The 13,505-nt window shown below is 58.7% G+C and carries 14 protein-coding genes; 1 reads left to right on the plus strand and 13 read right to left on the minus strand.

The annotated features are described in order from the left end of the window. Positions 1 to 217 precede the first annotated feature (217 nt). The gene (locus M6689_RS13560; RefSeq protein ID WP_298272746.1) at positions 218 to 502 is read right to left on the minus strand and encodes a hypothetical protein; all 285 of its coding nucleotides are present in this window, start codon (positions 500 to 502) and stop codon (positions 218 to 220) included. A 1,142-nt stretch (positions 503 to 1,644) separates the two neighbouring features. Between M6689_RS13560 and M6689_RS13565 the strand changes: the two genes are divergently transcribed. Beyond that, positions 1,645 to 2,049 (plus strand): hypothetical protein, encoded by a 405-nt coding sequence (locus tag M6689_RS13565; protein ID WP_298272749.1) that lies wholly within the window; start codon positions 1,645 to 1,647, stop codon positions 2,047 to 2,049. A 476-nt stretch (positions 2,050 to 2,525) separates the two neighbouring features. On the opposite strand, the gene M6689_RS13570 is transcribed toward M6689_RS13565, so the two are convergent. The 12 genes from M6689_RS13570 to M6689_RS13625 form a co-directional block, all read right to left on the minus strand. Beyond that, positions 2,526 to 3,314, minus strand: a complete 789-nt coding sequence (locus M6689_RS13570) for a hypothetical protein (RefSeq protein WP_298272752.1) — start codon at positions 3,312 to 3,314, stop codon at positions 2,526 to 2,528. A 431-nt stretch (positions 3,315 to 3,745) separates the two neighbouring features. Further along, complete coding sequence (locus tag M6689_RS13575; RefSeq protein ID WP_298272754.1) at positions 3,746 to 3,970, minus strand: hypothetical protein; 225 nt, start codon at positions 3,968 to 3,970, stop codon at positions 3,746 to 3,748. A gap of 105 nt (positions 3,971 to 4,075) precedes the next feature. After that, entirely contained in the window at positions 4,076 to 4,372 is a 297-nt protein-coding gene (locus M6689_RS13580) for a hypothetical protein (protein WP_298272756.1), read from the minus strand. Next, positions 4,362 to 4,637: a hypothetical protein gene (locus M6689_RS13585; RefSeq protein ID WP_298272759.1), complete on the minus strand. Its 276-nt coding sequence runs from the start codon at positions 4,635 to 4,637 to the stop codon at positions 4,362 to 4,364. The genes M6689_RS13580 and M6689_RS13585 overlap by 11 nt, the downstream gene beginning before the upstream one ends. 60 nt (positions 4,638 to 4,697) lie before the next feature. Then, the gene (locus M6689_RS13590; protein ID WP_298272760.1) at positions 4,698 to 4,913 is read right to left on the minus strand and encodes a hypothetical protein; all 216 of its coding nucleotides are present in this window, start codon (positions 4,911 to 4,913) and stop codon (positions 4,698 to 4,700) included. A 259-nt stretch (positions 4,914 to 5,172) separates the two neighbouring features. Beyond that, positions 5,173 to 7,344, minus strand: coding sequence for an AAA family ATPase (locus M6689_RS13595; protein ID WP_298272762.1), 2,172 nt, complete (start codon positions 7,342 to 7,344; stop codon positions 5,173 to 5,175). Further along, positions 7,344 to 7,514, minus strand: coding sequence for a hypothetical protein (locus M6689_RS13600; protein WP_298272765.1), 171 nt, complete (start codon positions 7,512 to 7,514; stop codon positions 7,344 to 7,346). Before M6689_RS13600 ends, M6689_RS13595 begins: the two co-directional genes overlap by 1 nt. A 51-nt stretch (positions 7,515 to 7,565) precedes the next feature. After that, entirely contained in the window at positions 7,566 to 7,790 is a 225-nt protein-coding gene (locus M6689_RS13605; RefSeq protein ID WP_298272766.1) for a helix-turn-helix domain-containing protein, read from the minus strand. A 486-nt stretch (positions 7,791 to 8,276) separates the two neighbouring features. Continuing rightward, positions 8,277 to 9,569, minus strand: coding sequence for a tyrosine-type recombinase/integrase (locus tag M6689_RS13610; RefSeq protein WP_298272768.1), 1,293 nt, complete (start codon positions 9,567 to 9,569; stop codon positions 8,277 to 8,279). 188 nt (positions 9,570 to 9,757) lie between these two features. Then, a complete protein-coding gene (locus tag M6689_RS13615) occupies positions 9,758 to 12,568 on the minus strand; it encodes a GPMC system transcriptional regulator (protein ID WP_298272770.1) in 2,811 nt (936 codons plus the stop codon). Positions 12,569 to 12,714: 146 nt separating this feature from the next. Continuing rightward, a complete protein-coding gene (locus M6689_RS13620) occupies positions 12,715 to 13,221 on the minus strand; it encodes a GNAT family N-acetyltransferase (RefSeq protein ID WP_298272772.1) in 507 nt (168 codons plus the stop codon). Then, on the minus strand, positions 13,209 to 13,490 hold the full coding sequence (locus M6689_RS13625; protein ID WP_298272773.1) for a DUF1778 domain-containing protein: 282 nt from the start codon (positions 13,488 to 13,490) through the stop codon (positions 13,209 to 13,211). Before M6689_RS13625 ends, M6689_RS13620 begins: the two co-directional genes overlap by 13 nt. Positions 13,491 to 13,505: the final 15 nt, after the last annotated feature.

Raw genomic sequence — 13,505 nt, forward strand, 5'->3', positions numbered from 1 at the left:
GTGTGAGCGATTCTTCTTCCTGAAAAAATTTCCCAAGAAAAATTCTCAAGCAAAAATTTTGCAACAACCGAAGCGGCCGCCGGGACGATGTTCCAGACGACAAGGGCACTTCTCTACCTGCTCAGCCTGGCTCTTGGCATCGGCCAGCCTCTCCTTCTTCAAGGCCTCGATAGTAGTTCCACCCATACCTTCCCTTGTCTTGACCTGAGAAAACGCCTCAGTGGTACCGTTTACGAAGCCTGAGAGTGAAAAGCGAGAGACGCCGCCTTCGCCATGAAGAGGACAGCCAGGGCGCTGACGGTCGCCGCGCCCCCCCCTTGCTCCCCATGATGGCGAACTGTGTGGTCATGGCTGCCTCCCCCGGAGACGAGTATCCGGCGGCGGGCAGGAACGTCGGGCCGAGAGGAGCGCCACGGCACGCGAGCCCGGCGCGGGAGGGGGCCAGGGCCGCCAGCGCCCGCCGGCGCGCCTCGTCCCGCAGCTTTTCGGCCGAGGCCGACATCCTCTCGCCGAGTTGCCGGCAGGACTTCCGGCGGATCTCCCTGAGCCTTGCCGGCGGGATGAGGAGCTGCGGGAAGTCCGGCGACCTAAGCGGCTCGCCGGCAAGAGGGGGCTCTGGGTTACACGGAAGCCCGTCGACTTCACTCGCTCCAGGTGCCGCGTGATGCGGCAGGGGCGGGAGGATACAGCGTGAACCGCGGGGGATCGTGACGAGGTGCTCGTCGAGGACTTATCCGTGCGGCGATGTCGACGCGGCTACACCCTGGCGGGGTGCTGGTAGCGGAAGGTGGCGAATCCCATCACATGCGTGAAAACTGCGACAAATCGAGAAGGTTCCAAGTGGAATGGCAGGCTCTTTTTGCTGGTTTTCTCTGCCATGGGATGCCCGTTTGCTTCGGGAGATTCCCGGGACCCACTGCGCCATCGCGTCCAATAGGGCAACGTCACATGGTACCAGTAGCAACGCGGGTTCATGGAGGATCAGGCAAGGTGAAAGCGATTGCATGGGGAAGAGGAATAGGGAGCGGAGGGGGGGCGCTCGTTTGCAGGCTTCAACGTCGAGTGCAGCCGCATGAAAGGGGGAGGTCTCGCCCGACATGGTCCACTCACTGGGGGCAACCTCAGCTGATCAACTTTCGGAGCTGCTCAGACTGGTGTGCCGTCGGAGACCGTTCTCTTCTCCGAGGCATCGCACACGGAAGAAGGATAACGACACCTCCCCCGGGCCGCCGTCGCGAACAGCCCATATACCTCCACGTCCACCCGGCAAGTAAAGCTGATGGCGCAGACGGCCCTGGCACGATCTCCGACAGGGTGGCAGCGTAAGAACGGTGCCCTCCTGAAGCGCTGCTGCCATTCAGAGTTGCTGAATACCTATACAGTTTAACTGATTGATTTTAAAGGAAAAGTTGTCTTGACTGGTGGTGTCGCTGAGGCTATCTTCGGCATGTCCAAGTTTTCGTCAGGAACTGCCACCCGCGAATCAGAATTGCACAGGAGGGGGGAGCGTTCAGATAGGCTATCGATTGGCCTGAGTGTCTTCGTGTCGTGAGGCATGGAGGTGGCGATCCTGACGAAGCCACGGACAACACTCAGGCCTTTTTCATTGAAATTAAGGTCCAAAATACGTCAGGAGGTTCCAGCATGAAGGATACCGAAGCCACGTTACTGGTGCTGAAAAGCTACGTCAGGAAATGTGAGGAGATAATCGATGAACACAAGCACAAGCGCCCATTCCAGACCGGAGACAACTGGGGTTACGACGATCGATATCGCGTCATTCCCGTCGATCAATGCGCATGGATGGAAAACACTCTGAGCGCTATTCGAGAATGCGTCGAAGATCTTGGCAAGTCACTCTCCCCGGAGGATGCAGATATGACGATTTCAGGTCTTATCGGTTTACTCGAAGATAAGCTGGCGGAACATGGAGACATGAAAGTTTTCTGCGGCGACATGGAAGAGCTCTTTGTGAAGGTTGTAGAGGCTGAGGACAATAAACATTACGGTGACAAGTACCTATATCTCGGCAATGGTTCCGTCGGGTAGCGGCACAGAGGGGGCCGCCCGCTTTCATCCGTGAGGCTGATATGAAGCGCAAAAGGAAACGTGCGGAATGTGGTGATGCGGATTCTGCCAAGCTCCAGGGTGGGGAGAGAGCTCCGGTGACCTTGACATGCAAAGAGGCTGCGAAGCGTCACCAGGGAGTGACAGCCAAGAAGTTCCAAAAGATGTGTCTGCAGGGGGAGTGGTTGCGGAGCCATTACCGCGGAGGTAGGATCCCTGCGCAGGAGATGCAGAAAGCGCTTTTCGCAAAGAAGGTGGGACGCGACTGGCATATTCCGAAGAGCGAGCTCGACAGGATGTTCATGGCGCCGCTTACTTAGTGTCCGTCCGGACACTACTTAACTGTCCCGACATGAGGGGCCCGACGGAAAGCGCGAAAGAGAGAAGGCCGGTTCCAAGTAAGTTCCGGCCTTCTGCTTTTACATGGAAGGTGATTGGCTTCTGGCTGCCGACATCAGTTAGTTCAGAAGGCTGAAGTTCTGCCCGTACCGCTGCACCCCGCCGCCGGTCGGCTTGGCGGATACCCCTCCCGTTGCAGTTCCTCCTCCGCCGGTCTTCCCACCGTAGAGGTAGAGGAGCCCCCCGGCAAGGTTGCTGCCGGCATTGACGTAGCTGGCGCTCCTCGCCTGCTTTGCTTCCCACTCAGCCAGCCGGTTGGCGTTCTTCGCGCTGTAATAACCCAGCGTCCCGGCGTAGTTCTGGGCCGCAGTGCTGGCTGCGCTCTGGTTGATCTGCGCCGTGGTGATTTTGTCGGCACGGGCGCCGCTGTCGATCTGGTCGAGCATCCCCGCCCAGAACTGCCGGTCGTTGTTCGCCAGAGACTCCTTTGCCATGGTTGCCTGGTTGGCGATGTCGGTATCGGTCGCCAGCTTGTCCTTTGCCAGCTCGCTCTTCGTGTCGACGTAAGCCCGGCTGCCGAACATCCCCGTGGCGTTGGCCTGCTCATCGGTCCCGCGCTCAAGCTTCTGGAAACGCGGGTCGACATCGGCGTGCATGGAGTCGGAGAAGCTCTTGGCGTAGGCATCATAGGCCGCAACCCGATCCTCGGGAGTCTTGTTCAGGTTGTCGAGCATCTGGGTGCGGAGCTCGGCCAGCGTTGCCTTGTCGGCGGCGCGCTTCTCCTTGCGTTGTTGCCATGCGGCGAGCTCTTTTTCATAATCGGCCAATTTGCCGAAATCACCATCTCCTTTCTTTATGAGCTCTTGAAGCCGGTCATACGACGTCACCGACTTATTCCACATAGCCATTGTTTCGTCGATCAGCTTTCTATCATTCGGATTGTTATCATAGTCCATCACATACCCATTGATGGCGTTGACATATTTTCCATCTTCATTGCGGGTATAAGGTGCACCAACTGCCACCTGCTTGCCATCAAGACCATATATCGGCGTTTTCCTCGGGTCATTCACAACGAGCAGTTCACCGGTGTCAGGATCTATTGCATCAACCCGCGGCCGCTCCGGTTCCAAGTCTCCGGAATACGTGTCCCATGAATTTGTCTTGGAATTAAACACCTGCCGGCTCATGATGTTGCCGTCCTCGTCATACTGGGTGTAATTCGGAGGCGGGGGCGGGGCCTGATAACTGGGCGCGCCCGGCGCAGTCGCCATGCCGTAGGCGGCGAGCCCTACCCCTGCCACTGCTGCCACAGTTCCTATCACTGCAAGAGACATGATCATGCCCTCCCTTCACATGGATTTTCGTAGTAGTTTTTGTATTGCATTTTCACTGGAAACCCTCCCTGTGCGTGAGCCACGTTCAGGATCTGCCTCAGCGGCTCGAGTAGCTCCATTGGTGTGGAGACTGGTTTGCCGCCGAGACAGACCCCCCCCGGGGAGACCAGAATCAGGTCGAAGCTTTCCCCGCCGTAGTATCTCAGCAGCCACATGCTGTCGTTCATCGTCCCTCCTTTCCCTGGTATAAGAGCCTTGGCCGAGAATCCAGTCCGCCTGCTGGGCCGTCTCCGGGAATCCATAGGGAACATGGGTCGGGAAGTCTCGGGGTACTACTCCGACTCGCGTCGGAACTCATCGAAGGTCTCCATGTGCTTGCTACGGTAGACGGACAACGCCGCTTCGAGGGCCTGTGCGTCTTGGGCGAGATAGGCCCGCTTTGCCTCTTCCACCGTGGCCTTGAGCTCGAGGATTCTTCCGGGGACATTCTCTCGGAGCCAGTCAAGGCACCCGGCGGGGTATGCCTCTTGAACCTGGTCGAGCTCTTTCCTGATTGCGGCCTGCCAGTATGCAGCGTCGAAAGACCCGCCACAACGAGGACAACCTGGACGGGCAGGATCAAGCTGCATTGTCGATCGTCTCTTTGCTGTGCATCTCCTGCCTGAACTTCATGGCCATGGCTTCATGATCGAAGTCGGCTTTCCCGAAGGCGCCGCAGTAGCCGCGGTCAAGAAGTGGTAAGTCACGGTCAAGGCCGCTGCGCTGGCGAAGTCCGCCGTTGTGCTCGACGGCGAGCGGCGGGAGGTGATGCCAGGCCATGCAGTTATCGCCGGCGCAGTCCTCCCGGGTAAGCGGACACTGGTGACGTTTTGCATCCGAGGTGGGAACGATCATCTGCTTTCTCTCCTTTCGATGTGAGCTAGTCAGTTGCCTTTGCCGGTGGGTTCTATGACCTTAACGGTCCATCCACTCATAGCGAGGTTGAGGTGTGATCCTGTACATCTCGGCGCCGACATGGTCCTTGATAATCTCTCGAAGGTAGACACCTGGATCCTGATTCTTGGTAGACGCCAAATGCTGGATGTTGTCGAACGTTTGATTGGAAAGAACAATGTCGATCTTCTGGTCGAGACGTAGGAGTCTTAAAATAACTTTCTCGGCATGGTCCACGGTTCACTCCTTTCCGGTTGGGGCACTCTGTGGCCAAGGTATATGTCCCCCCATTACTGGGGGCATATATCTACCCTTTAGGGTAGTAATGGTCAGTAATGCAGTAATGCCCTATAAAATCAGCTGGTTATCCATTGCTGACCTTGTGTTAGCAACGTTAGTAACGCAGTTTGCAACTTGTTGTTTTTGTTCAGCTTTACCATTGCTGGCCCCGTACCATTACTAACAGTAATCAGTAACGTCAGTAATGCCCCCCCCCTCATTTCCGCACCCCTGACCCTGCCTCAAAGGTGCCGTGACCCAGCGCAAAGGGACCGGTCGGGACATCCAGCCACTTGACTGTTGTGCCGCGCGCAAGACAGGTGACAACCTTTCCGGCGTCAAGGAGGCCTTGCGCCAAGGACTCAAGCCGCTCCCGGCCTATCCCCTGGAGTGCTTCCGGTAACTCATGGCGGCGCTGGCCTACCCCGTTCACCCCTGTTCTGGTGAAGGGGCGACCGTTCACTGCTGCCGTGGCGATGGCCGCGACGAGGATCTCGTCGGCTTCGTCCCGTTTCGTTACGCGAGACTTGATTTCAAGGGTCCGGTCGACCAGTAGCCCGAAGTCATTCCGGACATACTTTGTCACGGTCCTGTCAGCCGGGCCATTTGACTTCACGATTCCGCCATTGACTACGCGGTTGGCCATGTAATCAACCTTGAGGGCTTTGCAGACGGCACGACCGTCCTTTTCGGGTACAGGCCACAAGGCATAGGCAAACCGGCAGCCGTCCACAAGTGCACTCGCTCCGCGGATCGCCTCCCGCGCTTCGGCGAGGTTGTTGATCTCGCCCGTTTTCTTCATGTGATGTGCGCCGATGGTTGCCGCGCCTGTACGTGATGCGAGCCGGCATAAGAGCGTCGCGGCAAACTGCCCGTTCTCGTTTTTGTTCAGGTCAACGGGGAAAAGGGGTTGCACGGGGTCAAGACAGATCAGGGCGGGTTTCAGCTTTTCCAGATCATCGGCCATACGGTGAAAGTTGTCTGTCTCTTGAAGACTGCCGTACCTGTTGGCATCCAGAAAGCGAGGCACCCCGCCGGCGTTGGGGAGTGGAACGACGATCAGGCGCCCGGGATAGTTGAACCGCCTCCCGGCAGGGTCAAGGGCGGCAATACGTCTGTGGATCGTGGCCGCATCGTCCTCGGCGGCGATAATCACGACCGGGCCTTCCAGCTCAACCAATCCGCCGAACGCTTCGCTTTTCAGGATCCCACAACCGTAAGCGACCTTGACGCCAAGATCGAGAAACAGGAAACCTTTCCCTGTATCTCCCATGGCGGCAACAATCCCTGGCTTCCCCATGGGAAAGCGACCTGAGACGATCATTGTTTCAGGCCCTGGCTCGCCTTGCGTGTAGTTCTCAACTGCCCAGTCACCCAGTGCTAACAGCGTGACGCTTTCTGCTTTCTCCTCGGCAAGGGATGGTATGGGAGAGGCCGCACCTAAAATGCAGGCCATGACAGATCCTGGGCCTGCCAAGCGCGCCAGGTCGTTGAAGTCGGTGTCTTTCGCCCCGCGGCCTTCAGGGAATGATGGAACAGCCAAGAAGCCGCCCACTGCCTGAGCCGCTTCGGTGGCCTTCGTTATGCCGGGGTTCCCTTCGGTGGCGTGATCATCATCGGCGCAGATAATCAACGCGGCTTCCGGTCGCATTTCCCGCAAAGCCAGCGCAACAGGCTTCAGGTTGCCGGCGTTGAAGGCGACGGCAACGGGGTAGCCGGTGGCTTCGTGGAGCGTAGCGCCGGTCGCGTATCCCTCGGCGATGAGGATAGGTCCGGCTGTCGGGTCGCCGATCCCGTGGAAGTGTCCAGTTATGACCGTCCCTGTCTTGAACTTCTTGGCGCCAGCCGGGTCGATGAACTGTAAGCCGTGGAGGATTTCAGCGGTGTCGCGTACCGGCACCATCAAAGAGTCATGCATGACCCGGAGACCGTGGGCGTCAACTTCCTTCAACTGGAGATATGGATGTCGTTGGTCGGCCGGCTGCGCCTTCTCCCAAAGCTCCGAGGATCGCCGTCGGCATTCAGCCCGTTCCAGTTCTCTCTTTCGTTCTGCCTCTTCGCGGGCTTTCTTAACCTTCTCAGCGAATGCGCTCCTTTCCTCTGGCGATACTGTCTGCCGCGCCTGCCAAGTTTCGGAAATTCCTTGCCGCCAGCAACCAAAGACGCCGCCTTCGCCATCATCGAAGAGCTTGCACCATCCGGATTCGTCCCCGCGCTTGTCACTTGTGGCGAACCTTACCAGCTTCTCAGCGACTATCTTTCCGGCATCAGGCGCGTGGCCAAGATGCTGCCTGATGTGGTCTGCAAAGGCATATGGGCCGGTTGCAACATCGATGCGTGGAGAATGCGAGGGTTGAACGGCAGCGGCATTGAAGTTGATACCCGCCATTACCGCACCTCCCGCGCCAGGATAATCACGGCGTTGAAGGTGTCGCGGTCGAAGGTTCCAATCAGTTGATTTGCAAGGGGTTCTGTGGTAGGACGATGACAGTTGATAACCTTCCTGCCGTTCCCTCCCACAAAGCCCCGCCCCCAGCGGGGTTTCGTGTTTCCGGTCATTGATTTCCCCCTTGCCCTCTATCCTGGCCTCCAACAGGCGAGGGCTGATTCTTATGCGGCGGCTTTGCTCTCGTTGCCTGGGTCGCTGGTGCTCCGCCGTGACCGTGAGGCAATAAACGCTTCCACGTCTTCGCGCCGATACCTGACAGCGCCGCCCGTGCCGTCTGCAATCTTGATGAAGGGGATGCCTCCACCGGACCACCGTTTGCGCCGCAACCAATGCACGGACAAGCCGATCAGTTGCGCGACTTCTTTTTCTCTCAAGAGTTCGGACATAAAAAGCCCTCCTTTTCTTTCTAAATTCTTGCCGAAAGAATAAAACGGACTCTTTATTGTATCAAGGAAAAAGTCTTGCAAAAACAAGTAGTTGTGTGCGGCGTAAACAAGCTTTTTAAAGTCTGATAGGGTGTTTACTGCTGCCTGTTGTTGGAGAAAAATAATTTAGCAAGAAGGAGTTGATGGCAATGTGCGAGGGTCGGGGCGCGGACATCTATGACCAATGTCCACGCCGAAACCCCAGCTACTCGAAGGAGGGGGGGGAAGAAGGAGCGCGCCGGGTGCCGTTTCTGTCACCGTAAGAATCAGCGTCGCCGAGAGAGGTGTTGACCTGAGAAAGCCTGCGGACGTGATAACGAATGCTGACTAGGCTCTCCACTTGGCGAAAGGATGGGAGGCGTCAGGTGAGATATTGATGGTTTCGATGAGAATAGGACGGGCTGACGGGAATTGCCAGCTCCGCCCATCCTCGGAAGGTGGGGCGAATCAAACGCCGTGAGCTGTTGCCAGTTGAATGACCTTCGCGCCAACTCCCTCGAGCATAAGCCGCTCGATCTCGTTGGCAATAACCTGCAGCGGTCCCCGCAGGTCGTCAACGCCGGTTCCGTCGTAATGACGGCCCGAAATGGAGCTGTCAACGTGGTTGGTGAGTCGGTCGGCGTCCTCGAAGATCTTCAGCCGGCGCGCCGTAGTGATGAAGCTCCGCCGTAGGCCATGAATGGTGATATTCAGGCCGGTCTTGTATCTGAGCTCGGCCGCCATTAAGCGAACGTGGCCGGACTTGTTTGTGCTGTGCCGGCGAAGTGTTGTCAGGGAAGGGAATACAAACGGGTTGCCTTCGGGGGCTTGTTCCTGTCGCCGCCTTAGGACCTCCATGGACTGGCGGGCGAGGGGGGTATGGAGCGGCCGGCGGTTCTTTGTGTCAGGGATGAACAGTTCCCGCTTTTCAAGGTTGACGTGCTCCCACTTGAGCCCGGCGGCTTCCTCGCTCCTCAAACCGTGGTAGAGGCAGATAAGGTAAGCGTCCCGCGTGATCTCATTGAACTTCTGGATACCATCATAGAAGACTTTGAAGTCGTTCCCTTCCAGCCTGTCAGTCCGCGCCTCGATCTTCTTCATGTGCTTGCCCAGGCGGAGCACGTTCAGGGGGTTGGCCGTAATGGCTCCCGGGTGCCGGATGATGGCGTAGTTGATGATCGCCGTCAGCATGACAAAAGCGTTGCGGGCACCATAAGCCCCATGCTCTCCAGCAATCTGCCCATGGCGCGCTATCACCGTCTCCGGTGTCAGCTTGGCAACTTCCGGCAGGTTGAGGGGTAACCATGTCTCGAAGTGTCTGACGATGATTCGGGTGTATCCCTTGACAGTGGCAGGCTTGAAGGGCCTGCCGTCGCTGCGTTTCTTCTCGGAGAAATAGAAGTCCAGCATGTCCTCCAGGGTGACGGTTGCGCCGTTGTCCGCGGAGTGCCCGTTCTTCATCTCCAGCCGGGCGCCAGGAACAAAGACCTTCTCTCCGTTCTGAACCTCGGTCCGCCCCTCAATCATCCGCTTCGCCTGCTCCAGGGTGATGTCACCATACCTGCCGAGGGTCTTCTTCACCGTCCGGTATCCCTTCGGCTTGCTGAGGTCTCGCACGTCGGTCTTGGCGAAAAAGGTCTTCGCCTTCGTACCTACCCGCAAGCCTAGGCCCGGCGTCTCGGTGTCGAAGTAGTCGATTTGCCCCTTGCTGGCGAACGGCAGGCGGTCGATGCTGCGCTTGTCGAACTTCATGGTCGGCATGGCTGCCTCCTTCCGATTTTCGTACCTAACAAGGCCCGGAAGTCGATTAGGTACGATATAGGTACGAAGTAAATTAAAAAACCCGCTCAATCTGTCGCAAAGATTAGCGGGTAAAAGGTACGAAGTCAAGCGATAACTCGTTTATTTTTCAGCCTGTTTCGGAGCATTTAAAAACAATGCTCAATCCTTCATATCTTCACCGTCTTGTAGAGAAAATTCTTGAATCTGAAAAATTTTTTCCGCTCCTCGTCGTTTCCTTCCATATCTCCGCTCACCGCTTTCAGGTGCCGGGCCACCTGGGGCATGCTTCCCCCCGCCGCCGCCTTGCTCCGCTCTATGACAAGCCGCACTGCGTCCCGCGGGATGGCGCTGCGGGAGTACGGCTCGTAGACCGCTTCCCAGAAGTTTTCCCCCGCCTCGATCCTGCGGATGATTTCCGCGGCGAGGCGCTCGTTCAGCTCTTCGGCCGCGGTGGCCGCCGGTGTCTCCCGCATGCCGGCGGCCAGGGCCCGGCGGATGTCGTCGGCGGTCAGCACCTTTCCCGTGCGGAAAAAAAGCGCCCGCAGCAGGATGCTCCGGAGTTCCCGGATGTTCCCCTCGTAGTGATGGTTCATCAGGAGCCGTTTCGCATCGCCGGTGAGGATCGGGGCGTCCTCCTTTGGCTCGTCCCCCCGGTAGGTGCGGTAGAGCTTGCCGAGAAAGTGGGTGGCGAGGTCCGGGATATCCTCGCGCCGCTCGTTGAGCGAGGGGACCCGCACCGAGAGTTCCGAGAGGCGGTGGTAGAGGTCTTCCCGGAAATTCCCCTTGCGGATCTCTTCCATCAGGTCGCGGTTGGTGGCCGCCACCAGGAGGACCCGGCTGTAGCGCTCCTGGTTGTCGCCGAGGCGCACGAAGCCGCCGTTGTCGAGAAAGCGCAGCAGCTGCACCTGGGTCTTGGGGTCGGCGTCGCCGATCTCGTCCAGGAAGACGATCCCCCCCGCCGCCTCCTCGAGGATCCCCTTCCGGTCGTTGTAGGCGCCGGTAAAGGCCCCCTTCTTGTGGCCGAAGAGCTCGGAATAGGTCAGCTCCCCGCTGTAGGCGGCGATGTTGGTCTTTTTCACCGGGAGTTGGCCGCTGGGGTTGATCTTCTCCCGGTACATCTCGTTCAGCTTGTTGTAAAGGTTGTTGAAGAAGAACTCCTTGCCGGCCCCGGTCTGGCCGAGGACGAGGATGGAGGGGAGGCCTATGGTCGCTTCCTGCAGGACGTTCTTGCTCCAGAGGGTGATCCGGTTGAAGATGGGGCCGGAGACGGTCTCGATGAAATCGACGATCTCCTGGGCCTTGCGGCTGTTGCCGATGATGTTGCCGAGCCGGTAGGAGGAGATCTGCGGGTCCTTGTAGGCGACGTCGCTTTTCAGCCGCGTCACCTCGCTCTGGAGCCGTTCGATCCGCTGAAGGTCCGATACGTGGCGGGAGGTGAGCCGGTCGATGATCTGGAGGATCCGGGTATGTTCGTCGGTGAAGTAGGCCGGTTTGAGGGAGTTGAGGCAGATGACGGCGATCACCTCGTCGTCGCAGATGATCGGCACGGCGATCTCGCTCCTGATCAGCTCGTGCATCGAGCGGTGGAACCCCCCGCTCTGCTGCTCATCCTCCACGCGGGCGATGCTTCGCGGCTGTTTCGACCAGGCGACGTAGCCGGTGAGGCTCCGCTCGTCAGGGGCGAGTTCGGGGCCGCCGATCCGGAAGGGGGGGATGTACTTCTTGAGCCACGCCTTGTTCTTGGCCCCGACGATGGTGCCGTTTTCGTCCTCCACCACGAGCCACTTCTCCCCGTCCCGTTCCTGGACGATGGCGATGCTTCCCGTGTCGGCACCGATCAGCTCCGTCGCCTTCGACAGGACCTTGGTGAGGAAGGGGGAAAGCTCTTCGTTGCGTTCCTGGAGCAGTTCGGTGATCTCGGCCAGGACCCGGATCTCCAGGTGCTCGCCCCCGATTTCGTTCATCACCCGCTCGACCATCTCGGCGTGGGTCTGCAGGAGCCCCATTTCGAAGTCGGAGAAGCGGTAGAGCTCGCGGGTGAAGTAGTTGACCAGGCAGATCAGCCTGCGGCTTGACGGATCATACCGGGGGACCATGTAGAGGGAGCGCAGCGCCATCTCTTCGATGATGGCCCGCCTCTGGAGCGACTGCTCGGTCAGGTCCGGGATGAAGAGGGGACGCAGGAACCGCTCGTCGGTTATGACCGCCCTGTCGTCGAGATAGCGGGAGACGAGGGATTTCCCGGGCTGGAGGGCGATCTCTCCCCCCTCCTCGTAGCGCGCCCCGATCTGGGGGTCTTCCGAGTGGCTCGCCAGGACGGTGAGGCGGGCGGTCCCGTCGGCGGAGGTCTGCGGCACCAGCACCGACGCGAGCACAAGCTTGTCGATGAGCCGCACCGCCGACTGGACCATGAAGGAGGCGGCCTCGCGCTTCTTGTACTCTTCGACCCGGCGGGCCAGGAGGAGCTGCTGATGGTAGATGCGGGCGAAATCGAGCCGGTCGGCCACGGAGGTGACGAACTCGCCGAGAAGCGCCTTCTCCTTTCCCGTGAGCAGCTCCCCGGTCTGGAAGCGGTCGATGCAGACCACGCCGATCGATTTCCCCTGGCTGACAATGGGGAGGAGGTAGGAGGTGCCGATGGCGAACCGCTCGGCGAAACCCCGGTCGAAGGTGTTTCCCCGGGCCGGGTCGTGGCGCAGGTCGGTGGCGTACTGGGCGACGAAGACACTGGAGACCGTCGCATCGCGGGAGATGATCGGAAAACTCACCTCGCGGATCTCCCCGGCCAGAGGACCCGAGGCGTAGACGCAGGCAAGCACCCCGCGGGTCAGGTCTTCCAGGTAGATCCTGATCCGGTCCTGTCCGGTAACGAGACGGACCCCCTCCGCCAGCGCATGGAGCATTTCTTCCAGGTTTTCCTTGCCGTATCCGGCGATTCTCTCGGTGCAGGCGACGAGTTGGGGTTGCGGTGTTTCCATTGGGACCTCGGAGTGTAAAAAATGTACTCAGAGGCAGTGTAGGTGATCGGGGAAGGGAAAGTCAAGGGGATGAAAAGTCTAGCAAAGACGTTTTGAATACCTCAGGGAACGTTCTGGAAAGCTTGATTAACACCACTCCCTCTGGTTCAGGTGGGGCTGTTTGCCGCATGAAGCGTTTTCATCGGTAGGAACAGTTGCAAGGAGGCACTCGGCAAAGAAGCAAAGCCGAACTTCTCGTAGAACGAACGTGCACCCTCGTTTTTTGCATCGACGAACAGGCCAACGATGCCGGCTTGTTCCGAGATCAGTACGGTGCGGTGGATCGCTTCGGCAAGAAGGAGCTCGCCGTATCCCTTCCTCTGATGTTTGAGCGAGACTGCGAGGCGAGCAAGCCGGACGGCGGGAAGACCATGCTTCGGATATTTCCTGGCATAGGAGGATGGGAGGCTCTCCGCTTCGATTTCGCAGAGGGTCAGGGTGAAGAATCCCATGATCACGGCAGGACTTTCCTGGTCGGTGAGAACAAAGGTGCGGGAGATACCCTTCTTGACGTGCTGTCGGGCAGTTGACTTGAGAAAGGCGTTCAGTTCGGCAACGCCACAATCAAAACCAGCACGATCGTGGTCGTTGGAGAGGGGGGCTATTTCCGGCACAAGAGATCCTCTCTGCGCTTCAGTGCCTTTTTCAATCGTTCGTTAGGTTCGGGTGGATTCTCGATGAGGTCGAAAACGGTTTTTGCAGCCTTGGTGGAGAGGGCGATGATCCGTTCCTGTTCAAGGATTTCGTTTGCTTTTTCCAGGGCTGCCTGGACAAGGAACTGGTTCAGCGTGGCTCCGACGGCCTGGGCGGCTTCGGAGATCCTCTCGTAGACCGCATGCGGCATCCGGGCCGGGATTCTTTCTTCTGTCTTAGCGAGTGCCATGGTTAGCCTCCTTCG

The sequence above is a fragment of the Geobacter sp. genome, from assembly GCF_027327745.1.
Classification (GTDB): domain Bacteria; phylum Desulfobacterota; class Desulfuromonadia; order Geobacterales; family Geobacteraceae; genus Geobacter.

Excerpts from the sequence above, each read along its gene's own strand:
- M6689_RS13560 (WP_298272746.1), bottom strand. The coding sequence starts at position 502 with ATGTCGGCCTCGGCCGAAAAGCTGCGGGACGAGGCGCGCCGGCGGGCG.
- M6689_RS13565 (WP_298272749.1), top strand. The coding sequence starts at position 1,645 with ATGAAGGATACCGAAGCCACGTTACTGGTGCTGAAAAGCTACGTCAGG.
- M6689_RS13570 (WP_298272752.1), bottom strand. The coding sequence starts at position 3,314 with ATGGCTATGTGGAATAAGTCGGTGACGTCGTATGACCGGCTTCAAGAG.
- M6689_RS13575 (WP_298272754.1), bottom strand. The coding sequence starts at position 3,970 with ATGAACGACAGCATGTGGCTGCTGAGATACTACGGCGGGGAAAGCTTC.
- M6689_RS13580 (WP_298272756.1), bottom strand. The coding sequence starts at position 4,372 with ATGCAGCTTGATCCTGCCCGTCCAGGTTGTCCTCGTTGTGGCGGGTCT.
- M6689_RS13585 (WP_298272759.1), bottom strand. The coding sequence starts at position 4,637 with ATGATCGTTCCCACCTCGGATGCAAAACGTCACCAGTGTCCGCTTACC.
- M6689_RS13595 (WP_298272762.1), bottom strand. The coding sequence starts at position 7,344 with ATGGCGGGTATCAACTTCAATGCCGCTGCCGTTCAACCCTCGCATTCT.
- M6689_RS13600 (WP_298272765.1), bottom strand. The coding sequence starts at position 7,514 with ATGACCGGAAACACGAAACCCCGCTGGGGGCGGGGCTTTGTGGGAGGG.
- M6689_RS13605 (WP_298272766.1), bottom strand. The coding sequence starts at position 7,790 with ATGTCCGAACTCTTGAGAGAAAAAGAAGTCGCGCAACTGATCGGCTTG.
- M6689_RS13610 (WP_298272768.1), bottom strand. The coding sequence starts at position 9,569 with ATGCCGACCATGAAGTTCGACAAGCGCAGCATCGACCGCCTGCCGTTC.
- M6689_RS13615 (WP_298272770.1), bottom strand. The coding sequence starts at position 12,568 with ATGGAAACACCGCAACCCCAACTCGTCGCCTGCACCGAGAGAATCGCC.
- M6689_RS13625 (WP_298272773.1), bottom strand. The coding sequence starts at position 13,490 with ATGGCACTCGCTAAGACAGAAGAAAGAATCCCGGCCCGGATGCCGCAT.